Genomic DNA, 19,906 nt, shown 5'->3' on the forward strand with positions numbered 1-19,906 from the left:
CACCCCCGCTCGGGGGCGGCGCGGGTTCGGGGGGCCGAGCCGGGGGGGGGGGGGCGGGGGGCGCCCGGGCCCCCCCCCCCCCACCCCCGCGGGGGGGGGGGGGGGGCCCCCCGGGGGGGGGCCCCCCCCCCCCTCGGGTTCTCCCCGGGTACGGCGCTTCCGCGGCGCCCCGGGTGACGGGCCGGATACCGTCACGTCGTACCCGCGTGACGAAAGCCCGGAGGTCCCCGTGGTCGTCGATTCCGTGTGCCGCAGCTGCGGAAAGGCACTGCCCGAACGGGCCGGGCGTACGGGGCGCAGCTCGCTGTACTGCTCCGCGGCCTGCCGGCAGAAGGCGTACCGGGAGCGCCGTACGGCACCGGCCGACACCGTGCACGGACTGATCGAGCAGGTCGGGCGCCAGGTCGAGGCCCTGGTGCCGCAGCCGCCGTCCGTCTTCTACTCCGGGGTGAGCGAACTGGCCTCCTCGGTCGGACGGCTGCGCCGCGTCGCCCGGGTGGCCCGGGACAGCGCCAGGGGCGATTCCGTCACCCGCGCCGCCGTGACGAAAGCCCCGGGCGCACCGGCTCCGGCCGGCGAAGCCGGTACCGGGAACTCCGCCACGGCCGGGGAGACGTCCACCGGCGGTTCCGCCCGGTCGCGTTCCGCCGCGCGGGGTTCCGCCGTCCCGGGGGCCTCGGCCGACCAGGGCCCCTCCCCCGCGCCTGATTCCGTCACGCACGACACCGTGACGTCCGGGACCGCGGCGTCCGGCTCCCCGGCGTACAAGTCCGTGCCGCGCGAGTCCGACACCCACGACTGCGTGACGCGGCGCTCCGGGGCGCACGGCTCGCTCGGTGAGAGCGACTTCGCCGCGCTCGTCGAGCCGTACCGGCGCGAGCTGCGCGTGCACTGCTACCGCATGTCGGGCTCGTACGACGACGCGGAGGACCTCGTCCAGGAAACGTTCCTGCGGGCCTGGCGGGCGCGGGAGGGCTACGCGGGGCGGGCGAGCCTGCGGACCTGGCTGTACCGGATCGCCACCAACACCTGTCTGGACTTCCAGCGGCGCACCGCCCGCCGTCCCCGGCGCTACGAGCCGGTCCCCGGCATGAACCACGGCACGGCCGAGCCCCCGGACCGCGTCACCTGGCTCCAGCCGTATCCCGACGAGGACCTGCCCTCGGCCGAGGAGCAGCCGGACGCCCGTGCCGTCTCCCGGGAGACCCTGGAGCTCGTCTTCCTGGCCGCCATCCAGCATCTGCCGGCCCGCCAGCGTGCCGTCCTGGTCCTGCGCGATGTCCTCGGGTTCTCCGCCGCCGAGACCGCCGAGTCGCTGGAGATGACGCCGGCCTCGGTCAACAGCGCCCTGCAGCGCGCCCGGCCCACCCTGCGCGACCGGCTGCCCGCCCGCCGCACCGAGTGGACCGCCGAGGCGGACGCCCGCGAGCGGGAGATCCTCGGGCGCTACATGGCCGCCGCCGAACGCCTCGACCTCGACGCGTTCACCGAACTGCTCAGCGAGGACATCCGGCTCACCATGCCGCCGAACCCGTTCTGGTTCGTCGGCCGCGCCGCGATCACCGAGTTCCTGCGGATCAGCCTCGACCCCGCGTCCCCGCTGTTCCTCGGGCACTGGCGGCACCTTCCCGCCCGCGCCAACGGGCAGCTCGCGGCCGGAGGCTATGTGCGACGCCCGGGCACGACGGTGTACCGCGCGCAGGTCCTCGACGTCCTGCGCGTCGAGGGCGACCGCATCGTGGAGATCACCTCCTTCGAGCCCCATCTGTTCCCGGCGTTCGGCCTGCCGCTGCGGCTGCCCGCCGGCCGGTGAGCGGCCCGCGCCGCACGCCGGCCGATGAATGCCGGAGGTCGCGTACGTCTGCATGACCGACCCCTGCACGACCGACACGTACGACCGGCTCGTTCGGCGAACACCTCGTACGACCGGCTCGTACGCCGAACACCTCAGGAGATCACCATGCTGCTCACCGACAAGACCGCGGTCGTCTACGGCGCCGGCGGATCCATCGGCGGTGCCGTCGCCCGTACCTTCGCCCGTGAGGGTGCCCACGTGCACCTGGTGGGGCGTACGGCCGGGACGCTGGACGCGGTGGCGAAGGACATCGCGGCGGCGGGCGGGCACGCCGGGACGGCGGTGCTCGACGCGCTGGACGAGGCGGCGGTCGAGGCGCACATCGGCTCCCTGGACGCCGTCGACATCTCCTTCAACCTCGTCACACGCGGCGATGTGCAGGGCGTTCCGCTGCTCGACATGCCGGTCGAGGACTTCGTACGGCCCGTCGAGAACGGGCTGCGCACCACGTTCGTCACCGCCCGCGCCGCCGCCCGGCGCATGGCCGAGGCGGGCTCCGGCGTGGTGCTCACGCTCAACAGCGGCTCCGCGCACGGCAGTCCGATGATGGGCGGCACGGGACCCGCGGACGCGGCCATCGACACGCTGGTGCGCAACCTTGCGGCGGAGCTGGGGCCGCGCGGACTGCGGGTCGTGGGTCTGTGGGCGGCCGGGGTGCCCGAGACCCTGACCCGGGAGAAGCTCCTCGCGGTCGACAACGCCATGGACCTCGACGAAGCCGCCCTCCAAGGACTGCTCGCGAACCTCGCCGGGATGCGCATGACCCGTCGCAACCCCACCCTGGCCGAGATCGCCGCGACGGCCGCCTTCCTCGCCTCCGACCTGGCGGGCGGCATCACCGGCACGTTCGTCAACGTCACGGGCGGGATGGTCCCCCACTGAGTCCGCGGACCACGGCGTACGACAGTGGGCGGGACACCGGACCGGTGTCCCGCCCACTGCCCTGGGCGCCGTCCTGGGCGCCGGCACGCATGCCGGTGGCCGGTGGCCGCTCACCCCTGGTGAGCGGGCACCTGGGCCAGGGACTAGGCGGTCGCCGCCTGCGCGTCCGCCGCCTGGGCCTTCAGGGCGCGCTCGACGCCCGAGCGGGACTCCGAGACGAGCCGGCGCAGAGCGGCGTTGGGCTCGGCCGAGAGCAGCCACGCGTCCGTCTTGGCGAGGGTCTCCTCGGCGACCTGGATGCCCGGGTAGAGACCGGTCGCGATCTGCTGCGCGATCTCGTGCGAGCGGGCGTCCCAGATCTCCTTGACCACGGTGAAGAACTTGTCCGTGTACGGGGCGAGCAGCTCACGCTGGTCGGTCTGGACGAAGCCCGCGATGACCGCTTCCTGCACGGCGTTCGGAAGCTTGCCGGACTCGACGACCGAGGCCCACGCCTCCGCCTTCGCCTCCTCGGTGGGACGGGCCGCCCGGGCGGTGGCCGCGTGCCGCTCACCGGCGGCCGTCTTGTCGCGCTCGTACTCGGCGGCGATCTCCGCGTCGTCGAAGCGTCCGACGGTCGCCAGCCGCTGCACGAACGCCCAGCGCAGCTCGGTGTCGACGGCGAGGCCCTCGACGGTCTCGCGGCCTTCGAGCAGGGCCTCCAGGAGGTCGAGCTGCTCCGGCGTGCGCGCGGTCGCCGCGAAGGCGCGCGCCCAGGCGAGCTGGTGGTCGCCGCCGGCCTCGGCCGCGTGCAGGTGGGCGAGCGTCGCGTCCGTCCAGCGGGTCAGCAGCGCCTCGCGGGCGGTCGGGTCGGCGTACAGCTCGATGGCGAGCTTCACCTGTCGCTGCAGCGACTGCACGACACCGATGTCGGACTCCTTGCCGATGCCGGACAGCACCAGGGCCAGGTAGTCGCGGGTGGCGAGTTCGGCGTCGCGGGTCATGTCCCAGGCCGAGGCCCAGCACAGGGCGCGCGGGAGGGAGGACTCGAAGTCGCCGAGGTGCTCGGTGACGAACGCCAGCGAGTCCTCGTCGAGACGGACCTTGGCGTACGACAGGTCGTCGTCGTTGAGCAGGATCACATCGGGACGGCGCCTGCCGACGAGCTGCGGTACGGCGGTCAGCTCCCCGTCGACGTCCAGCTCGATGCGCTCGTCGCGCACCAGCTTGCCGCTGCCGCCCTCGGCGCCGTCGAAGTCGTAGAGGCCGACCGCGATGCGGTGCGGGCGCAGCGTGGGCTCGCCCTGGGCGCCCGCGGGCAGGGCCGGGGCCTCCTGGCGGATGGCGAACGAGGTGATGACACCGTCGGCGTCGGTCTCGATCTCCGGGCGCAGGATGTTGATCCCGGCGGTCTGGAGCCACTTCTGCGACCAGGTCCCGAGGTCGCGTCCGGAGGTCTGCTCCAGCGCGCCGAGCAGGTCGGACAGCTGGGTGTTCCCGAAGGCGTGGGCCTTGAAGTAGGCCTGGACGCCGCTGAAGAACTCGTCCATGCCGACGTAGGCGACGAGCTGCTTGAGGACGGAGGCGCCCTTGGCGTACGTGATGCCGTCGAAGTTGACGAGCACGTCGTCGAGGTCGCGGATCTCGGCCATGATCGGGTGGGTGGAGGGGAGCTGGTCCTGCCGGTACGCCCACGTCTTCATGGAGTTGGCGAACGTCGTCCAGGAGTGCGGCCACCGGCTGTCCGGGTGGTAGGCCTGGCACGCGATGGAGGTGTAGGTGGCGAACGACTCGTTCAGCCAGAGGTCGTTCCACCACTCCATCGTCACGAGGTCGCCGAACCACATGTGGGCCAGCTCGTGCAGGATCGTCTCGGCGCGCAGCTCGTAGGCGGCGTCGGTGACCTTGGAGCGGAAGACGTACTGGTCCCGGATGGTGACCGCGCCCGCGTTCTCCATCGCGCCCGCGTTGAACTCGGGCACGAAGAGCTGGTCGTACTTCTCGAACGGGTACGCGTAGTCGAACTTCTCCTGGAACCAGTCGAAGCCCTGCCGGGTGACCTCGAAGATCGCGTCCGAGTCGAGGAACTCGGCCAGCGAGGGGCGACAGTAGATGCCGAGCGGCACGGACTGCCCGTCCTTCTCGTACACACTGTGCACCGAGTGGTACGGGCCGACGATCAGCGCGGTGATGTACGTCGAGATCCGCGGCGTCGCCTCGAAGGCCCAGACGTCGTCCTTGGGCTCCGGGGTCGGCGAGTTGGAGATGACCGTCCAGCCGGAGGGCGCCTTCACGGTGAACTGGAAGGTGGCCTTCAGGTCGGGCTGCTCGAAGGACGCGAAGACGCGGCGGGCGTCCGGCACCTCGAACTGGGTGTACAGGTACGCCTGCTGGTCGACGGGGTCGACGAACCGGTGGAGCCCCTCACCGGTGTTGGTGTACGCGCAGTCCGCGACGACGCGGACGATGTTGCGGCCCTCCAGGAGCCCGGGGAGCGCGATCCGTGAGTCCTTGAAGACGTCGGCCGGGTCGAGCGGGTCGCCGTTGAGGGTGACTTCGTGGACCGCCGGGGCCACCAGGTCGATGAACGTCTCCGCGCCGGTCTCGGCGGAGTCGAAGCGCACCGTGGTCACGGACCGGTAGGTGCCGCCCTCCTGCGCGCCGGAGAGGTCGAGATCGACCTCGTACGAGTCAACGGTGAGCAGCTTCGCGCGCTGCTGCGCCTCTTCGCGGGTCAGGTTTGTGCCAGGCACGCGGTCATCTCCTCGTTATGTGTGGGTTGCGCCATCCTTCCACGGGACCCGCACACAGCGCGATGACCGTTTCCCGCCGGTGCCGGGCGGGCGCGGGCGCGAGCCTGGACGTATGACGACGTTCACCGCACACCCCATCACCCCGGCCGTCCTGAAGGAGCTTCGCGACACGGACGACGCGGGCCGTCCGCTCACCCCGCTGACCGACGAGGAGGGCGGCTCCCCGCTGCGCTGCTGCCTGCGCCCCGGCGAGCCCGGCGAGCGTGTCGCCCTGGTCTCGTACGCCCCGCTGCGCCGCTGGGCCGCCGAGACCGGCGCCGAGCCGGGCGCGTACGACGAGCAGGGCCCGGTCTTCATCCACGCGGCCGACTGCGCGGGCCCGGCCACGGACGCCCTCCCGTTCACGAACGCCCACCGCACGGTGCGCCGCTACTCGGCCGAGGGCCACATCCTGGGCGGCCAACTGGTCGAACCGCCTGCCGCGTTCGCCGAGGCCTTCACAGCGGCGTTCACCGACCCGGAGGTGGCCCTGGTCCACGTACGGGCGGTGGAGTACGGCTGCTTCCTGTACGAGGTACGGCGGGGCTAGTTCTCGTACGAGCCCGGGCGCGGCGGGGCGAGTCCCTGCGCGAGGTGCGCCCGGGCCGACCTGCCGCGCCGCTTTCCGGTCGCGCCGCCTCCTGGCTGGAGCCCTACCGCGCGCCCACGGCGGCGGCGAGGGCCGCCTCGACCGCGGCCGGGTCCGGGGACTCGGCGGCCCAGGCCACATATCCGTCGGGCCGCACCAGTACCGTCGTACGCCGCTCGCCCGCCCATCGCTCCAGGGCGAGCCGGCCCGCACGCTCCCCGGTCCGCCCGTTCCCTCCGGCCTCGTACGGCTCCGGGGTGATCAGGACGAACCTCCCGCCCCGCAGGGCCTCGTAGAGCCTGCCGCTCCTCAGGGCGGTGTCCGGGGCACGGGTGCCGACCGAGGGGTGCGCGCCGCGCGGCGCCCCGTACGCGTACCCGATGCCCGTGATCCGGCCGGCCGCCCGGCGGCGTGCGGGGCCGACACGGCCGAGCACCGCGGTGAATCCGGCGCGCAGCGCCCGGGTCCAGGGTCGCTTGGCCATCGCGAGCCGTACGATGCCGCCGCTGCTGCGCAGCACGGACGCGCCGACCGGGTGGCGTTCGGTCTGGTAGGTGTCCAACAGGGCCGCCTGCGCCCACCCGTTGAACACGGCCGCCAGCTTCCAGCCGAGGTTCGCCGCGTCCTGGAGCCCGGTGTTCATGCCCTGGCCGCCGGCCGGGGTGTGTACATGCGCGGCGTCGCCCGCGAGGAAGACGCGGCCCACCCGATAGGCGGGCGCCTGGCGCTCGTCGCTGTGGAACCGGGACATCCAGCGGGCGTCGCGCATGCCGTAGTCGTGTCCGAGGGCGAGCCTGGCGATCTCCTTGACCTCGTCGAGTCCGACCGGCTCGCTGTCCGGGATGTCGCGGCCACGATGCCAGCCGATCACCCTGTAGTAGCCGTCGCCGAAGGGTGCGATGAAGGCGAAGGCATCACCGACGGCGTTGGCGGTCAGCACCGACTCCGGCTCCTCGTCCAGCCGGACGTCCGCGAGCACGACGGACCGGATGACCGACCTGCCGGGGAACGGCAGTCCGATCGCCGCCCGCACCGCGCTGCGCATCCCGTCCGTCCCGACGACGTAGTCGGCCGCCAGCTCGCCCGGCACGCCGCCCTGCCCGCGGACTTCGAGCGTCACCCCGTTCACGTCCTGCCGCAGTCCGGTCACCTCGGTCTCGTACAGGAACCGCACCCCGGCGTCCTCCGCCCGGCGCTCCAACGCCTCCTCCACCTCGTACTGCGGAATCACCAGCAGGTGGTTGAAACGGGAGGGGAGCGTGTCCAGCGCGAGCGTGAGCCCGCCGAAGAGCCGGATGCGGTCGAGGGCCTGCCCCTTGCCCTCCAGACCGTCGGCGAGCCCGCGGGCATCGAGCTGCTCCAGGGTGCGGGCGTGCAGGACGAAGGCACGGGAGAGATTGCTGATCCCGCCGGGGCGCTTCTCGACAAGGGTGACCGGGACACCGGCGGCGGCGAGGTCGCCGGCCAGCAGCAGACCCGTCGGACCCGAGCCGACGACGACCACCTGCCGGGGGGTGATGGGGGGCGTGTGCGTGTGCGTGTTGCCGGTCATGACGGCCTCCTCACAATGCCAACGCTCGTTGGCAAACGCTTGTTGGCAAACATAGGAGGACGCGACTGGACTGTCAACACCTGTTGGCCTACGGTCGTTGGCATGCCAGTCAAGGAACAGCACGCATCCGACGCCGACGCCGGTGCCGACTCCCGGTCCGGCTCCGGCGCAAGGTCTGAGTCCGGCGTGGCAGCCCGCCCGGGAGCCGGCACCGCACCCGAGGTGGCGCCCCGCCGCTCCGACGCCACCCGCGGCGCGATCCTCACCGCCGCCCGCGAGCGTTTCGCGACGGACGGCTACGAGCGCGCCACGATCCGGGCCATCGCCAAGGACGCGCGCATCGATCCGTCGATGGTCATGCGCTACTACGGCTCGAAGGAGGGGCTGTTCGCGGCCGTGCTCGACGTCGATCTGCGGCTGCCCGATCCGGCGGCTCTCGACCCGGCCGACGTGGGCCGGGTGCTGGTCGGCCACTTCCTCGACCTGTGGGAGGAGAACGAGGTCCTCACCGCGATGCTCCGGGTCGGCGTGACCAACCAGTCCGGCGCCGAACGGATGCAGAGCATCTTCAGGGACCAGCTCGCGCCGGTGGCCCGGCGCGCCTGCCCCGACCCCGAACAGGCTCCGGCCCGCGCCGCGCTCTGCGCCTCTCAGCTGCTCGGACTCGCGCTCGCCCGCTACATCCTGCGGCTGGCCCCGGCCGTCGCACTGCACCGCGAGGAGATCGTGGCGTGGCTGGGCCCGACGGTGCAGCGGTATCTGACGGCGCCGCACCCCTAGAACTTGTCGGGCCCGGGCCCGGGACAGCGGGCTCGGGACGACAGCGGAAACGCGGCGAGGGAGTCCCCGCACGCAGTGGTGCGGGGACTCCCTCGGCGGAGAGTTGGTACGAAGGGCCGGGCTCAGCCCTGCTTCGGCTGCTTGTGGGACTTGTCCAGGACCATCACGAGGCCGGCGATGCCCAGGAACAGTGCGATCGGCAGCACGACGTAGAGGCCGAGCGTCTCGATCACGCTCAGGCCGGAGCCGGGGTCGTCACCGTCGTCGCGGGTCAGCGCGAGCGCGGGGGACGACATGAGCAGCATCATCAGCGTCGTACCGGCGGCCAGGGCACCGGCGCGCAGAGCGTTCTTCTTGTCCACGGTGCAAACGTAGCGAACACCCTTCGGGGCCGCGCGCCCGGGGGTGCCGTACGGAGGTCACGGGGCACGGCGCGGGGGCTCCGGAGGGCTCCCGGGCGCGCCGGCGCGGCCGCTCTCCGCCCGCACCACGTCGATCAGGGCGTGCAGCCGGGGTGAGGCGGCCAGCTCCTCCAGGGTCACCGGGCGGCCCTCGGCGTCGGCGATGGGCAGGCGCCAGTTGGGGTACTCGTCCGAGGTGCCGGGGAGGTTCTGCGGGCGGCGGTCACCGACCCCGTCCGGGAGCCAGACGCCGATCAGGTGGGCCGGGGTGCGCAGCAGGAAGCGGTGCACGGCCTGGATCTCCGCCTCCTCGGCCGAGGCGGGTTCCCCGCCGTCGGCGCCGCGCAGCAGCCCGAGCCGGGAGAGCAGCGCCAGCCACTCCCGGGTGTCCGCGGCGGCTGCCGCCCGTTCCTCGTCGAGGGATCGGGTCAACAGGCCGAGCCGGTCGCGGAGTTCGACGTGTTCGCCGGTGAGCCGGGCCGCGGTGGGCGGCAGGTCGTGGGTGGTGGCGGTGGCCAGGCAGTCGGCACGCCAGCTCTCGGGCGGCAGGGGCATGCCGTCGCCGTCCCAGTCGCGTTCGAACCACATCACCGAGGTGCCCAGCACTCCGCGTTCCTGGAGCGTCTCGCGCACCCCGGGTTCGACGGTGCCGAGGTCCTCGCCGATCACCAGGGCCCCGGCCCGCGAGGCCTCCAGCACCAGGATCGCGAGCATCGCCTCGGCGTCGTAGCGGACGTACGAACCCTCGGTGGGCGGTTGTCCCTGGGGAATCCACCAGAGCCGGAACAGGCCCATGACGTGGTCGATGCGCAGGGCGCCGGCGTGCCGCAGGAGGGCGCGCAGCAGGCGCCGGTAGGGGGCGTATCCGGAGGCTGCGAGCCGGTCGGGCCGCCAGGGCGGCAGGCCCCAGTCCTGGCCGCGCGCGTTGAAGGCGTCCGGGGGCGCGCCGACGGACATGCCGGGCGCGAAGTACTCCTGCTGGGCCCAGGCGTCGGCCCCGTCGGGGTGGACGCCGACGGCGAGGTCGTGCACGAGCCCGACGCTCATGCCCGCGTCGCGCGCGGATCGCTGGGCGCGCGCGAGCTGGGCGTCGGTGAGCCAGGCGAGCCGGCTGTGGAAGTCGACGCGGTCCATCAGTTCGCCCCGTGCGCGGGCGGTTCCGGACGAGCGGGGGTCGCGCAGTGCCGGGGGCCAGTTCCGCCAGTCGGAGCCGTGCGCCTCGGCGAGCGCGCACCAGGTGGCGTGGTCCTCCAGGGCCTGGCCCTCCTCGGCGAGGAAGTCGGCGTACGCGGCCTGCCGGCCGGGCCCGAGGGGCACCGCGCGGACGGATTCGAGCGCCTCGCGCTTCAGGTCCCACACGGCGTCCCGGTCGATCAACGCGCCCTTGCGCAGAACGGATTCGCGGAGCTGCTCGGCACGCTCCAGCACCGTGCGCAGCCGCTCGCGGTCCTCGGCGTACGGGTACTCGGGGATGTCCTCGACGCGCAGGTGCACCGGGTCGGGGAAGCGGCGGGAGGACGGCCGGTACGGGGAGGGGTCGGTGGGATCGCCGGGTACGGCCGCGTGCAACGGGTTGACCTGGACGAATCCGGCGCCCAGCGCCCGCCCCGCCCAGGCGGTCAGCTCGGCGAGGTCGCCGAGGTCGCCCATGCCCCAGGAGTGGCGGGAGAGCAGGGAGTAGAGCTGGACGAGCAGGCCGTACGTGCGTCCGGGCGGCGCGGGCAGCCGGGTGGGGGCGACGACGAGGTGGGCGTCGGCGGTTCGGCCGTCGGGGGCGGTGGCGCGCAGCGTGTGGACGCCGGGCGGGAGGTGGTCCGCGGAGTCCCGGGTCTCGCCCTGTTCGGTGGTGATACGGAGCCGGGTGGCGTCCGGCAGTCCGGCGAGCTCGGCGGGGGCGAGACCGCCCCAGCAGACCAGGGTCGGCGGCAGCAGCCGCCCGGCCGTCCCGGCCTCGTGGCGCGCGAGGGCGGCGTGCACGGCGTCCGGGGTGCTCGCGTCGACGTCGAGCGCCGCCAGGATCGCGACGAGCGCGGTGTCCGAGGCCGCGACCGTGCGGTCCGGCGAGGGGTTGTAGGCGGGGGCGACACCGTGCAGTTCGGCGAGCCGGGACAGGGGTGTCCGCGGCGCCGGCTCCGATGCCGTCCGCGACGGGTCGGCGGGCCCACTGGGTGCCATCAGACCCCCGACGCGGCGCCGGTCGAGGTGGGCTCGCTCGTCAGATGCGCGGCGTCCGCGAGCGGCGGCTCACTGGTCAGCGGTTCGGCCTCGGGCAGCGGGGGCTCGCTGGTCAGCGGCACCTCGGCGCGGGCGCCTTCCGCGCCGGGCGGACACGGCTGGGCACGCTCGGGCTCGGCGGACGCCCGGCCCGCGCGGGGGCCGGGGACGGACGGCTCCGCTCCGCGTTCGGACAGGGCCGAGAGGAGAAGGTGTGCCGATGCGGCCACGGGGGCCTCCTTGTCGAGGTCGGATACGGCGGCCGAGGGCATTCCGGCGCATCCTGCCGGAAACGGATGCCCTGGCGGTCACCGCAGCCCTACCCCGTGGGCGCGACGGCAGACGCGCACGGAGGGAGAACGTGCTTCCGGTCACATTCCGTCGCCGTCGCGCATGTCCGGGCCGCCCCTCCAGGCTGGGGTAATCCCGGCACTTCGGCCACTCTCGTTGACACCTTCACCGCCCGGATGGTGGGCTCGACGCCACACCGACGCCGCAGCCGGGGTGGCGCTCTACGAGGGGGAACCGTGCGACTCGGGCGTGGAAAAGGAGCGGCCGTACTGGCGTTCGCCGTGGTCGCGAGCGCGTTCGGCACGGCCCCCATGGCTGTCGCGGCGCCGCACGGTCCGGCGGCCTCCGCGGACGACCGACAGCCCGTCGGGAGCGGTGTACCCGCCGTCTGGCCCCGCCCGCAGTCCCTGCGCGCGAACGGCGATCCGGTCGCGGTCACGGACGAGGTCGTCCTCGTCACCGGCACGACCGACCCGGCGGCCGCCGGGTCACCCGGCACGTTCGGCAGCACGCGCTCCGACTCTCCGGCCGGCTCGAACTCTCCCGGCACACCCATCACCCCGTACGCCCCCGGCGTGAACATCGACGCGAACACCTCGGACAGCACGCTCGATCCGTACGCGCTCGAAGCGCTGCGCACCCTGCTGCGGCAAGCGGGCGCCCGTACGATCACGACGGCGCGCGACGGTGACGCGCTCCCGGCGCACGCGCTGGTGGTACGCCTGGGCACGGACCCGGCGAACACCGGTCGGCGGAGCGCGAGTTCCTTCGCCGACCCGCTCGCCGCCCCGGGCTCCCTCGAACGGGCGCTCACGGCGCTCGGCGCCGCGCCCCGCGCCGATCTCCCCTCCGGCGGCTACCGGCTGGCCGTCGGCCGCACCGACGGCCGCGACACGGTCGCCCTCGCGGGAGTCGGCGAGGACGGGCTGTACCATGCGGTGCAGACGCTGCGTCAGCTCATCGGCGCCGACGGCCGGATCGCCGGTGCGGTCGTCCGGGACTGGCCCGGCACCGCCGTGCGCGGCATCACCGAGGGCTTCTACGGCAGCCCCTGGACCGCCGAACAGCGCCTCGCGCAGCTCGACTTCATGGGCCGGACCAAGCAGAACCGCTATGTCTACGCGCCCGGCGACGACCTCTTCCGGCAGGCGCGCTGGCGTGAGCCGTACCCGGCCGCGGAGCGCGCCCAGTTCCGCGACCTGGCGGAGCGGGCGCGCCGCAATCACGTCACGCCGACCTGGGCGGTGTCTCCCGGGCAGGCGATGTGCTTCTCCTCGGACGCCGACCTGAAGGCCCTGACGCGCAAGGTCGACGCCATGTGGGCGCTCGGGTTCCGCGCCTTCCAGCTCCAGTTCCAGGACGTCAGTTACACCGAGTGGCACTGCGGGGCGGACGCGGACGCGTTCGGCTCCGGGTCCGAGGCGGCGGCGAAGGCGCAGGCACGGGTGGCGAACGCCGTGGCCCGGCATCTCGCCGCCCGCCACCCGGAGGTGGCCGCGTTGTCCCTGATGCCGACGGAGTACTACGAGGACGGTTCGACCGACTACCGGCGGCAGTTGGCGAGCGCCCTGGACGAGCGCGTCGAGGTCGCGTGGACGGGCGTCGGTGTCGTGCCGAGGACCATCACGGGTGGCGAACTGGCGCGCACCCGCGAGGTGTTCGGCAGCCACCCGCTCGTCACGATGGACAACTACCCGGTCAACGACTACGCGCAGGACCGGGTGTTCCTCGGCCCCTACCAGGGGCGTGAGCCGGCGGTGGCCACGGGCTCGGCGGCTCTGCTGGCGAACGCGATGCCCCAGGCCGAGGCCTCCCGCATCCCGCTGTTCACGGCGGCCGACTACGCGTGGAACCCGCGGGACTACCGGCCCCAGGAGTCCTGGGGAGCCGCGATCGAGGACCTGGCGGGCGGTGACGCGCGGAGCGCGGACGCGCTGCGCGCGCTGGCCGGGAACGACGCCTCCTCCGTCCTGGGCGGCGAGGAGTCGGCCTACCTGCGCCCGCTCATGGAGGCCTTCTGGCAGGCGCGGACCACCACGGACCGGGCCGCGAACGAGAGCGCGGCCGAGCGGCTGCGCGCCGCTTTCACGGTGATGCGCGAGACGCCGAAGCGGCTGGCGGGGCGCCCGATCGCCACCGAAGTGGAGCCCTGGAGCGAGCAGTTGGCGCGCTACGGCGAGGCCGGCGAGACGGCCGTGGCACTGCTGAGCGCCCAGTCGAACGGTGACGCGACGGCGGCGTGGACGGCGTACCGCACGCTGAACCGGCTGCGCGCCGAACTCGCGGCGAGCGGGGTGACGGTCGGCAAGGGCGTCCTCGATCCGTTCCTGACGCGGGCCCGCACGGCCTACGAGAAGTGGGCCGGGCTCGACAACGAGCCCTCGACGGGCCACGACGCCCCGAAGGACCCCGGAGCGCCGGGGGACGGCGGCGCGGGCACCGGCGGCGGCGCCGCACCGGGCGACGACGGAGGCGCGGCCGGCGGCACCGCGGACAACGGCGGGACCGCACAGCTCGACCCGCCGCAGGACGGCGGCACGCCGGGGGACGGCGACACGCAGGACGGCCGCGTCGTCCTCCTCCCGCACCCCCGTACCCTCAGCGAGGTGAGCGTGCTCACCGACCCGGGCACGACGGGTTTCGTCGAGGCGCATGTCCCGGGCGAGGGCTGGCGGTACCTCGGCGCGCTCGATGCCGGGGGCGCGACGGAGATCGGCGCGGCGGACGTCGGCGCGGCGGGCCTGCGCACCGACGCGCTCCGGGTCACCGGTCCGGAGCGCTCCCAAGTCCGCCATCTCGTAACGTGGTTCGCCGACTCCCCCGCCGCGGCACTGGAGTTGGCCCGCTCCACGACGGACGTGGAGATCGGCGGCACCCAGTGGATCACGGCCCGGCTGACGTCACTGCGCCCGACCGACGTCAGCGGTGAACTGACCGCGACGGCCCCGAAGGGCATCCAGGTCAAGGTCTCGCGGCCCGCGCCGACCCTTCCGCGCGGCGCCGTCGTCGACAGCCTCGTCGAGGTCACGGTCCCGCCGGGGACGCCGTCGGGCTCGTACGACGTCACGGTCTCCTTCGGCTCACAGACCCGCACCCTGACCGTCCGCGCCTTCCCGCGCACGGCGGGCCCCGACCTGGCCCGCACGGGGACGGCCTCCTCGTCCGGCGACGAGACCTCCGACTTCCCGGCCTCGGCGGCCAACGACGGTGATCCGGCGACCCGTTGGTCCTCCCCCGTCGACAACGGCGCCTGGTGGCAGGTGCGGTTCGCCGAGCCGGTGCGCCTCGGCCGGCTCGTGCTGAGCTGGCAGGACGCGTACCCGTCCGCGTACCGGGTCCAGGTCTCCACCGACGGACGCGTATGGCGCACCGCGACCACCGTGAACGACGGCCGCGGCGGCCACGAGTCGCTGCGCTTCGACGAACGGGACGTCCGTTACGTACGCGTCCAGGGAATCCAGCGGGCGACGCCGTACGGGTACTCGCTGTGGTCGGCGGAGGCGTACGCGGTCGCGGACTGACAGCCGGTGGCGGCCTGACGACCGGCCAGGACCGCGCAGCGGGCGGGCACCTTCCGGCGATCGATCATCGGTGATCTTCGGCCATCTCGCCCCAACTATTCACTCAGTACATATCTTGAGTGCATACTGATCTCCATGAGCACCCGTCACATCCTGTTGGGGCTGCTCGCCGGAGGCCCCAGCCATGGGTACGACCTCAAGCGACGGCACGACGAACGCTTCCCGCAGGCCCGCCCGCTGGCCTACGGGCAGGTCTACACCACCTTGCAGCGGCTGGTCCGCGACGGTCTCGCCACGGTCGACGGAACCGACTCGGACGGCGGTCCCGAGCGGACGCTGTACCGCTCGACCGACGACGGATCGAGTGAACTGACCCGGTGGGCGGGCGAGATCGCACCGCCCGCGCCCTTCGTGACGAACGAGATCTTCGCCAAGGTCGTCGTCTCGATCCTCGCCTCGGCGGACCCGGCCGGCTATCTGCTGGCGCAGCGCGCCGCGCACATGGCACGGATGCGTGAGCTCACGGCGCTGAAGACGGCGCCCGGCGCCGATCTGGCGACCGTCCTCTCGGCCGACTACGCCCTCAGCCACCTCGACGCCGACCTCCGATGGATGACCACCACGGCGGACCGGCTCACCACCCTGACCGCGGAGGTCGACACAGCATGAGCACCCCCCTTCTGGCCGCCAGGGACCTGTTCAAGTCGCACGGTTTCACCCCTGCGCTGCGCGGCGCCTCGCTGGAACTGGCCGCGGGCGAGATCCTCGCCGTCACCGGGGCCAGCGGCAGCGGAAAGTCCACGCTCCTCCACTGCCTGGCGGGCATCGTCCCGCCCGACAGCGGCACGGTGGAGTACGCGGGCGAGCGTCTCGACCTGCTTCCCGAGAAACGGCTCGGCGAGCTGCGCCGCACGGACTTCGGGGTGGTGTTCCAGTTCGGGCAGCTCATCCCGGAACTGACCGCCGCCGACAACGTGGCACTGCCGCTGCTGCTCGCGGGCACCTCCCGCACGGCGGCGCGGGAGCGGGCCCGCGCGTGGCTGGAGCGGTTCGGCGTACGGGGGCAGGAGACACTGCGGCCCGGTGAGATGAGCGGCGGCCAGGCCCAGCGGGTGGCGCTGGCGCGGGCCCTGGTGACGGCCCCCAAGGCCGTCTTCGCGGACGAGCCGACCGGCTCGCTGGACTCCCTCGCCGGGGAGCAGGTGATGACCGCCCTGATCCACACCGCCCGGGAGACCGGCGCGGCCGTCGTGCTGATCACCCACGACGCCCGGGTGGCCGCGTACGCGGACCGGGAGGTGTCGCTGCGGGACGGCGTGGTGACCGGCTCCGGCACCCTGCCGACGGCCTCGGCCGCCGCGCCGTCCTCGGGCTCCACGGAGGTGTCCCGATGAGGACCGACCTCCGGCTCGCGCTGCTCCTGACCAGCGGTTCCGACCGGCGGGAGTGGTGGCGGGTCACGCTCACGGCCGTGGGCGCGGCCCTCGCCACGGCGCTCTGCCTGGCCACCGTCGCCGTCGCCTCGCTCCAGGGGCAGTACCACGTGCGCCTCGCCTCGGGCCTGCTCGACCAGCCGGGCGAGCGGGCGGGCGTGGTCCTCACCCTGCTGCTCCTGCTGGTGCCGGTGCTCGGCTTCCTCGGGCAGTGCGCCCGCGTCGGCGCCGTGCACCGCGACCGGCGGCTGGCGGGGCTGCGCCTCGTGGGGGCCTCACCCGCGCAGGTGCGACGGATCGCCGCGCTGGAGGCGGGGCTCGCCTGTCTCATCGGCTCGGCCGTCGCCACCCTCGTCTGCACGGCGGTCCTGCTGCGCCGGTGGCAGAACCCGCCCGCCACCGTCTGGGCCGGCTGCGCGGGGGTCGCGCTCGCCGTGCCCGTGGTGGGCGTACTGGTGAGCACCTTCGCCCTGCGCGAGGTGGTGGCCTCCCCCCTGGGCCGGGTGCGCCGGGTACGCCCGAGCGGCGGGCGGCGTCCCGGCCTCGCCGTCCTCGCGGCGGCTCTCGTGATGCTTCTCACCGGGTTCGCCATCGCTCCGCGCCACTTCGGCGGGTTCGACACAGCCCCGGTGCCCGCCTTCACCGTGGTGATTCTCACCGGCTTCGGAGCCATCTGGGCGGTCGGCGCGAGCGCCCGGCTGACCGGTCGCCTGCTCGCCGGTCGGACCCGGAACCCGGCAACCCTGATCGCGGCCGAGCGGCTGCGGGACGATCCGTGGGCGGGCGCCCGCACGCATGCGGCGGTGCTGCTGGTGACCGTCGTGGGGACGGGTTTCGCCGGCGTGCGGCAGGTGCTGCTCGACGACCTCGCCGGGCGCGACCGCGCCTCGCTCTCCTCGGACCTGTCCTTCTACACCACCGGCATCGACCTCATGGGCGCCGCGATCCTGGTCGCCCTCGCGATCACCCTTTCCGGGCTGGCCGTGGGGACCGCCGAGTCACTGGCCACCCGGCGCCGCGGCCTCGCAGCGCAGGCCGCCGCCGGGGTGCCGCGGGCCGTGCTCGGCCGGGCCCTGCTCCTCGAGACGGCGCTGCCGCTCGCCCCCGCGGTCGCGCTGGCCGGTGCCGGGGGCCTCGGGATCGGCGTCTGGTACGGCCGGCTCGCGGGCGGCGGAACGGTCCCGGTGCTGCCGGCGCTCGTCCCGGTGGCCGTCTACGCGGCCTGTCTGCTGGCCGCGGCCACCTCGCTGCCCCTGCTGCGCCGCTCGGTGCGCCCGGCGGAGCTGCGCCACCTCTGACCGCGCCCGCTCCTGCCCCTGGGCAGGTCCGGCTCCCCGGGAGGCACGGGGGTCCTCCCGGGGAGCCGGAACAGGCGCCCAAGGGTGCCGCCGCCAACGCAAAAGCCCGGATCGTCAGGCTGAAATGCCGTCGATCCGGGCCATGGCGTCGTCCGCGCCGTACGGTTGCAGGTAGGGCATCCAGCGTGGGTCCCTGTGCCCTGTTCCGATGATGCGCCATGCGAGCCCCGTCGGCGGGGCGGGTTTGTGGCGCAGGCGCCAGCCGATCTCGACCAGATGGCGGTCGGCCTTGGTGTGGTTGCAGCGGCGGCAGGACGCCACCACATTGTCCCAGGCGTGCTGACCTCCGCGTGAGCGCGGGATGACGTGGTCGACGCTGGTTGCGACGCCACCGCAGTACATGCACCGGCCGCCGTCACGGGCGAACAGAGCTCGCCTGGTCAGCGGGACGGGCCCTCGGTAGGGAACCCGTACGAACCTCTTCAGCCGGACCACGCTGGGTGCGGGGACAGTAACGGTCGCGCTGTGCATGAAGGCGCCGGATTCCTCGAGAGAGACGGCTTTGTTCTCAAGGACGAGGACGAGCGCGCGGTGGAGCGGTACGACGCCGAGCGGCTCGTACGACGCGTTGAGGACCAGGACGTGCGGCACGGATGCCTCCTTGTACGCCGGCGGCGCGTGGCTCGCGCCGGGACGATCTGTAGCCAGTCTCTCCTCATGCCTGGTGGAAGCGCCACCATGTCCCGGTAACGGGCTGGGAGTGTTTTCGACCACACCCCCATCATCCCCAGGTGAGCACGGTCTCTCCCCTGAACATGGCAACGAGCCTCGCGCGTTGCCCCGTTAGGGTTGTAGTTCTGCCCCGACGGCATCCCTCTCGTGTCCCCGGCCGCGGGCAGACCGCTACGCCTGGAGGTACCTGCTGTGTCCCTGCCCGTCCTATTGGCCCTGGCCGCCGGTTCGACCCCGTCGCCGTCTCCCTCGACGTCGACCGGTCCGGTGACCCCCACGCTTCAGGACGCCCAGGAAAGTGCGACCCACGCGGCGAGCTGGGTGGAGGAGAACTGGTCGACCTGGCTGGCCATAGGTCTGCGCGTCCTGCTGATCCTGGTGGTCGCCGCCGTACTGAGAGTGTTCGTGCGGCGGGCGATCACCAAGCTCATCGATCGTATGACCCGCACCGTCCAGGCCGTCGACGGCACGGCGCTCGGCGGTCTGCTGGTCAACGTGGAGCGCCGCCGGCAGCGCTCCCAGGCCATAGGGTCGGTGCTGCGCTCGGTCGCGTCCTTCTTGATCATGGGTACGGCCGCGCTGATGATCCTCGGCACGTTCGAGATCAATCTGGCCCCGCTGCTCGCCTCGGCGGGTGTGGCCGGTGTCGCGATCGGTTTCGGCGCCCGCAACCTGGTCACCGACTTCCTCTCCGGGGTCTTCATGATCCTCGAGGACCAGTACGGCGTCGGCGACGTGATCGACGCGGGCGTCGCCTCCGGCGAGGTCATAGAGGTGGGCCTGCGCGTGACCAAGCTGCGCGGCGACAACGGCGAGATCTGGTACGTCCGCAACGGCGAGGTCAAGCGGATCGGCAATCTCTCCCAGGGCTGGGCCACGGCCGGCGTGGACGTCACGGTCCGCGCCTCGGAGGATCTGGACCGCGTCCGCTCCGTGATCGGCGACGTCGCCGAGACCATCAGCAAGGAAGAGCCCTGGAACGAGCGCCTGTGGGGCCCGATCGAGATCCTGGGCCTGGACAGCGTCCTCCTCGACTCCATGGTGGTCCGCGTCTCGGCCAAGACGATGCCCGGCAAGGCCATGTCCGTGGAGCGCGAGCTGCGCTGGCGCATCAAGCGCGCCTTCGACGCGGCGGACATCCGCATCGTGGGCGGCCCCACGGCACCGGTGGACGAGGAGCCCCTCGACCCGACGGCCGCGGTGGCGGCCCCGTCGGCCCTGGGGAACCCGGCTTCCCCCCAGTCGGAGGCGACGGCCCCCATCCCGGCCCCCGGCTCGGTCCCGGCTCCGTCGGGCGCGCCGAAGTAGGCCGACTGCAGGCAAGAGGCCGGGACAGCACCGGCCGTGCGTGAGAGGGGCGGCACCCGGATGTTCCGGGTGCCGCCCCTTCGTCCATGTGGGCGGGCCCACAAGCTCCGGCATCAGCCGAACCGGCTTCACCTGCACCACTACGATCCGCTCCCCGCGCACATCGGTCAGATAGTCCGAGATGAGCGCCCCGCTGCTCTCGGTCCGGACGCCCGGCCCAGGCCCTGTGTAGGCGGCCCCTCCAGAAAAGCCATCGACTCACGTACGGCGATCTCGTTG

15 protein-coding genes are annotated in these 19,906 nt (G+C 73.4%); 9 read left to right on the forward strand and 6 right to left on the reverse strand.

Translation table 11 applies throughout. The features are described from left to right. Positions 1–370: 370 nt before the first annotated feature. Entirely contained in the window at positions 371–1,813 is a 1,443-nt protein-coding gene (locus tag ACIQRL_RS05045) for a sigma-70 family RNA polymerase sigma factor (RefSeq protein WP_401328104.1), read from the forward strand. Positions 1,814–1,960: 147 nt separating this feature from the next. Next, a complete protein-coding gene (locus ACIQRL_RS05050) occupies positions 1,961–2,737 on the forward strand; it encodes an SDR family NAD(P)-dependent oxidoreductase (protein WP_401327105.1) in 777 nt (258 codons plus the stop codon). A gap of 143 nt (positions 2,738–2,880) precedes the next feature. Here ACIQRL_RS05050 and pepN read toward each other — a convergent pair whose 3' ends face one another. After that, positions 2,881–5,469: an aminopeptidase N gene (gene pepN, locus ACIQRL_RS05055; protein WP_401327108.1), complete on the reverse strand. Its 2,589-nt coding sequence runs from the start codon at positions 5,467–5,469 to the stop codon at positions 2,881–2,883. A 112-nt stretch (positions 5,470–5,581) separates the two neighbouring features. Here pepN and ACIQRL_RS05060 point away from each other — a divergent pair, with 112 nt between their 5' ends. After that, positions 5,582–6,058, forward strand: coding sequence for a DUF1203 domain-containing protein (locus ACIQRL_RS05060; RefSeq protein WP_401327110.1), 477 nt, complete (start codon positions 5,582–5,584; stop codon positions 6,056–6,058). Positions 6,059–6,161: 103 nt separating this feature from the next. Here ACIQRL_RS05060 and ACIQRL_RS05065 read toward each other — a convergent pair whose 3' ends face one another. Next, positions 6,162–7,649 (reverse strand): FAD-dependent monooxygenase, encoded by a 1,488-nt coding sequence (locus ACIQRL_RS05065; protein WP_401327113.1) that lies wholly within the window; start codon positions 7,647–7,649, stop codon positions 6,162–6,164. Between the two features lie 102 nt (positions 7,650–7,751). Here ACIQRL_RS05065 and ACIQRL_RS05070 point away from each other — a divergent pair, with 102 nt between their 5' ends. Further along, positions 7,752–8,429, forward strand: coding sequence for a TetR family transcriptional regulator (locus ACIQRL_RS05070; protein WP_401327115.1), 678 nt, complete (start codon positions 7,752–7,754; stop codon positions 8,427–8,429). Between the two features lie 122 nt (positions 8,430–8,551). Here ACIQRL_RS05070 and ACIQRL_RS05075 read toward each other — a convergent pair whose 3' ends face one another. The 3 genes from ACIQRL_RS05075 to ACIQRL_RS05085 are packed head-to-tail and all read right to left on the reverse strand — an operon-like array spanning position 8,552 to position 11,274. Beyond that, on the reverse strand, positions 8,552–8,791 hold the full coding sequence (locus ACIQRL_RS05075; RefSeq protein WP_355855854.1) for a hypothetical protein: 240 nt from the start codon (positions 8,789–8,791) through the stop codon (positions 8,552–8,554). Between the two features lie 57 nt (positions 8,792–8,848). Then, entirely contained in the window at positions 8,849–11,005 is a 2,157-nt protein-coding gene (gene malQ, locus ACIQRL_RS05080) for a 4-alpha-glucanotransferase (protein ID WP_401327118.1), read from the reverse strand. Next, positions 11,005–11,274, reverse strand: a complete 270-nt coding sequence (locus ACIQRL_RS05085) for a hypothetical protein (RefSeq protein WP_401327121.1) — start codon at positions 11,272–11,274, stop codon at positions 11,005–11,007. The genes malQ and ACIQRL_RS05085 overlap by 1 nt, the downstream gene beginning before the upstream one ends. 372 nt (positions 11,275–11,646) lie before the next feature. On the opposite strand from ACIQRL_RS05085, the gene ACIQRL_RS05090 reads away from it, so the two are divergent. The 4 genes from ACIQRL_RS05090 (at position 11,647) to ACIQRL_RS05105 (ending at position 17,587) form a co-directional block, all read left to right on the forward strand. Next, positions 11,647–14,856 carry a beta-N-acetylglucosaminidase domain-containing protein gene (locus ACIQRL_RS05090; RefSeq protein ID WP_401328107.1) on the forward strand — a complete coding sequence of 1,070 codons (3,210 nt, stop codon included), beginning with the start codon at positions 11,647–11,649 and terminating at the stop codon, positions 14,854–14,856. 135 nt (positions 14,857–14,991) lie between these two features. After that, the gene (locus ACIQRL_RS05095; protein WP_401327124.1) at positions 14,992–15,525 is read left to right on the forward strand and encodes a PadR family transcriptional regulator; all 534 of its coding nucleotides are present in this window, start codon (positions 14,992–14,994) and stop codon (positions 15,523–15,525) included. Next, entirely contained in the window at positions 15,522–16,250 is a 729-nt protein-coding gene (locus ACIQRL_RS05100) for an ABC transporter ATP-binding protein (RefSeq protein ID WP_401327125.1), read from the forward strand. The genes ACIQRL_RS05095 and ACIQRL_RS05100 overlap by 4 nt, the downstream gene beginning before the upstream one ends. After that, the gene (locus ACIQRL_RS05105) at positions 16,247–17,587 is read left to right on the forward strand and encodes an FtsX-like permease family protein (RefSeq protein ID WP_401327128.1); all 1,341 of its coding nucleotides are present in this window, start codon (positions 16,247–16,249) and stop codon (positions 17,585–17,587) included. Before ACIQRL_RS05100 ends, ACIQRL_RS05105 begins: the two co-directional genes overlap by 4 nt. 114 nt (positions 17,588–17,701) lie before the next feature. Here ACIQRL_RS05105 and ACIQRL_RS05110 read toward each other — a convergent pair whose 3' ends face one another. Continuing rightward, positions 17,702–18,238 carry an HNH endonuclease gene (locus ACIQRL_RS05110; protein WP_326787747.1) on the reverse strand — a complete coding sequence of 179 codons (537 nt, stop codon included), beginning with the start codon at positions 18,236–18,238 and terminating at the stop codon, positions 17,702–17,704. 273 nt (positions 18,239–18,511) lie between these two features. Here ACIQRL_RS05110 and ACIQRL_RS05115 point away from each other — a divergent pair, with 273 nt between their 5' ends. After that, positions 18,512–19,627: a mechanosensitive ion channel domain-containing protein gene (locus ACIQRL_RS05115; protein ID WP_401327131.1), complete on the forward strand. Its 1,116-nt coding sequence runs from the start codon at positions 18,512–18,514 to the stop codon at positions 19,625–19,627. The last annotated feature ends 279 nt before the right edge of the window (positions 19,628–19,906 follow it).

It is taken from the genome of Streptomyces sp. NPDC091209, from assembly GCF_044757755.1.
GTDB lineage: Bacteria > Actinomycetota > Actinomycetes > Streptomycetales > Streptomycetaceae > Streptomyces.

Bases quoted from the DNA above. Each gene is read 5' to 3' on its own strand.
- ACIQRL_RS05050 (WP_401327105.1), top strand. From the start codon at position 1,961: ATGCTGCTCACCGACAAGACCGCGGTCGTCTACGGCGCCGGCGGATCC.
- ACIQRL_RS05060 (WP_401327110.1), top strand. From the start codon at position 5,582: ATGACGACGTTCACCGCACACCCCATCACCCCGGCCGTCCTGAAGGAG.
- ACIQRL_RS05065 (WP_401327113.1), bottom strand. From the start codon at position 7,649: ATGACCGGCAACACGCACACGCACACGCCCCCCATCACCCCCCGGCAG.
- ACIQRL_RS05070 (WP_401327115.1), top strand. From the start codon at position 7,752: ATGCCAGTCAAGGAACAGCACGCATCCGACGCCGACGCCGGTGCCGAC.
- malQ (WP_401327118.1), bottom strand. From the start codon at position 11,005: ATGGCACCCAGTGGGCCCGCCGACCCGTCGCGGACGGCATCGGAGCCG.
- ACIQRL_RS05090 (WP_401328107.1), top strand. From the start codon at position 11,647: ATGGCTGTCGCGGCGCCGCACGGTCCGGCGGCCTCCGCGGACGACCGA.
- ACIQRL_RS05095 (WP_401327124.1), top strand. From the start codon at position 14,992: ATGAGCACCCGTCACATCCTGTTGGGGCTGCTCGCCGGAGGCCCCAGC.
- ACIQRL_RS05100 (WP_401327125.1), top strand. From the start codon at position 15,522: ATGAGCACCCCCCTTCTGGCCGCCAGGGACCTGTTCAAGTCGCACGGT.
- ACIQRL_RS05105 (WP_401327128.1), top strand. From the start codon at position 16,247: ATGAGGACCGACCTCCGGCTCGCGCTGCTCCTGACCAGCGGTTCCGAC.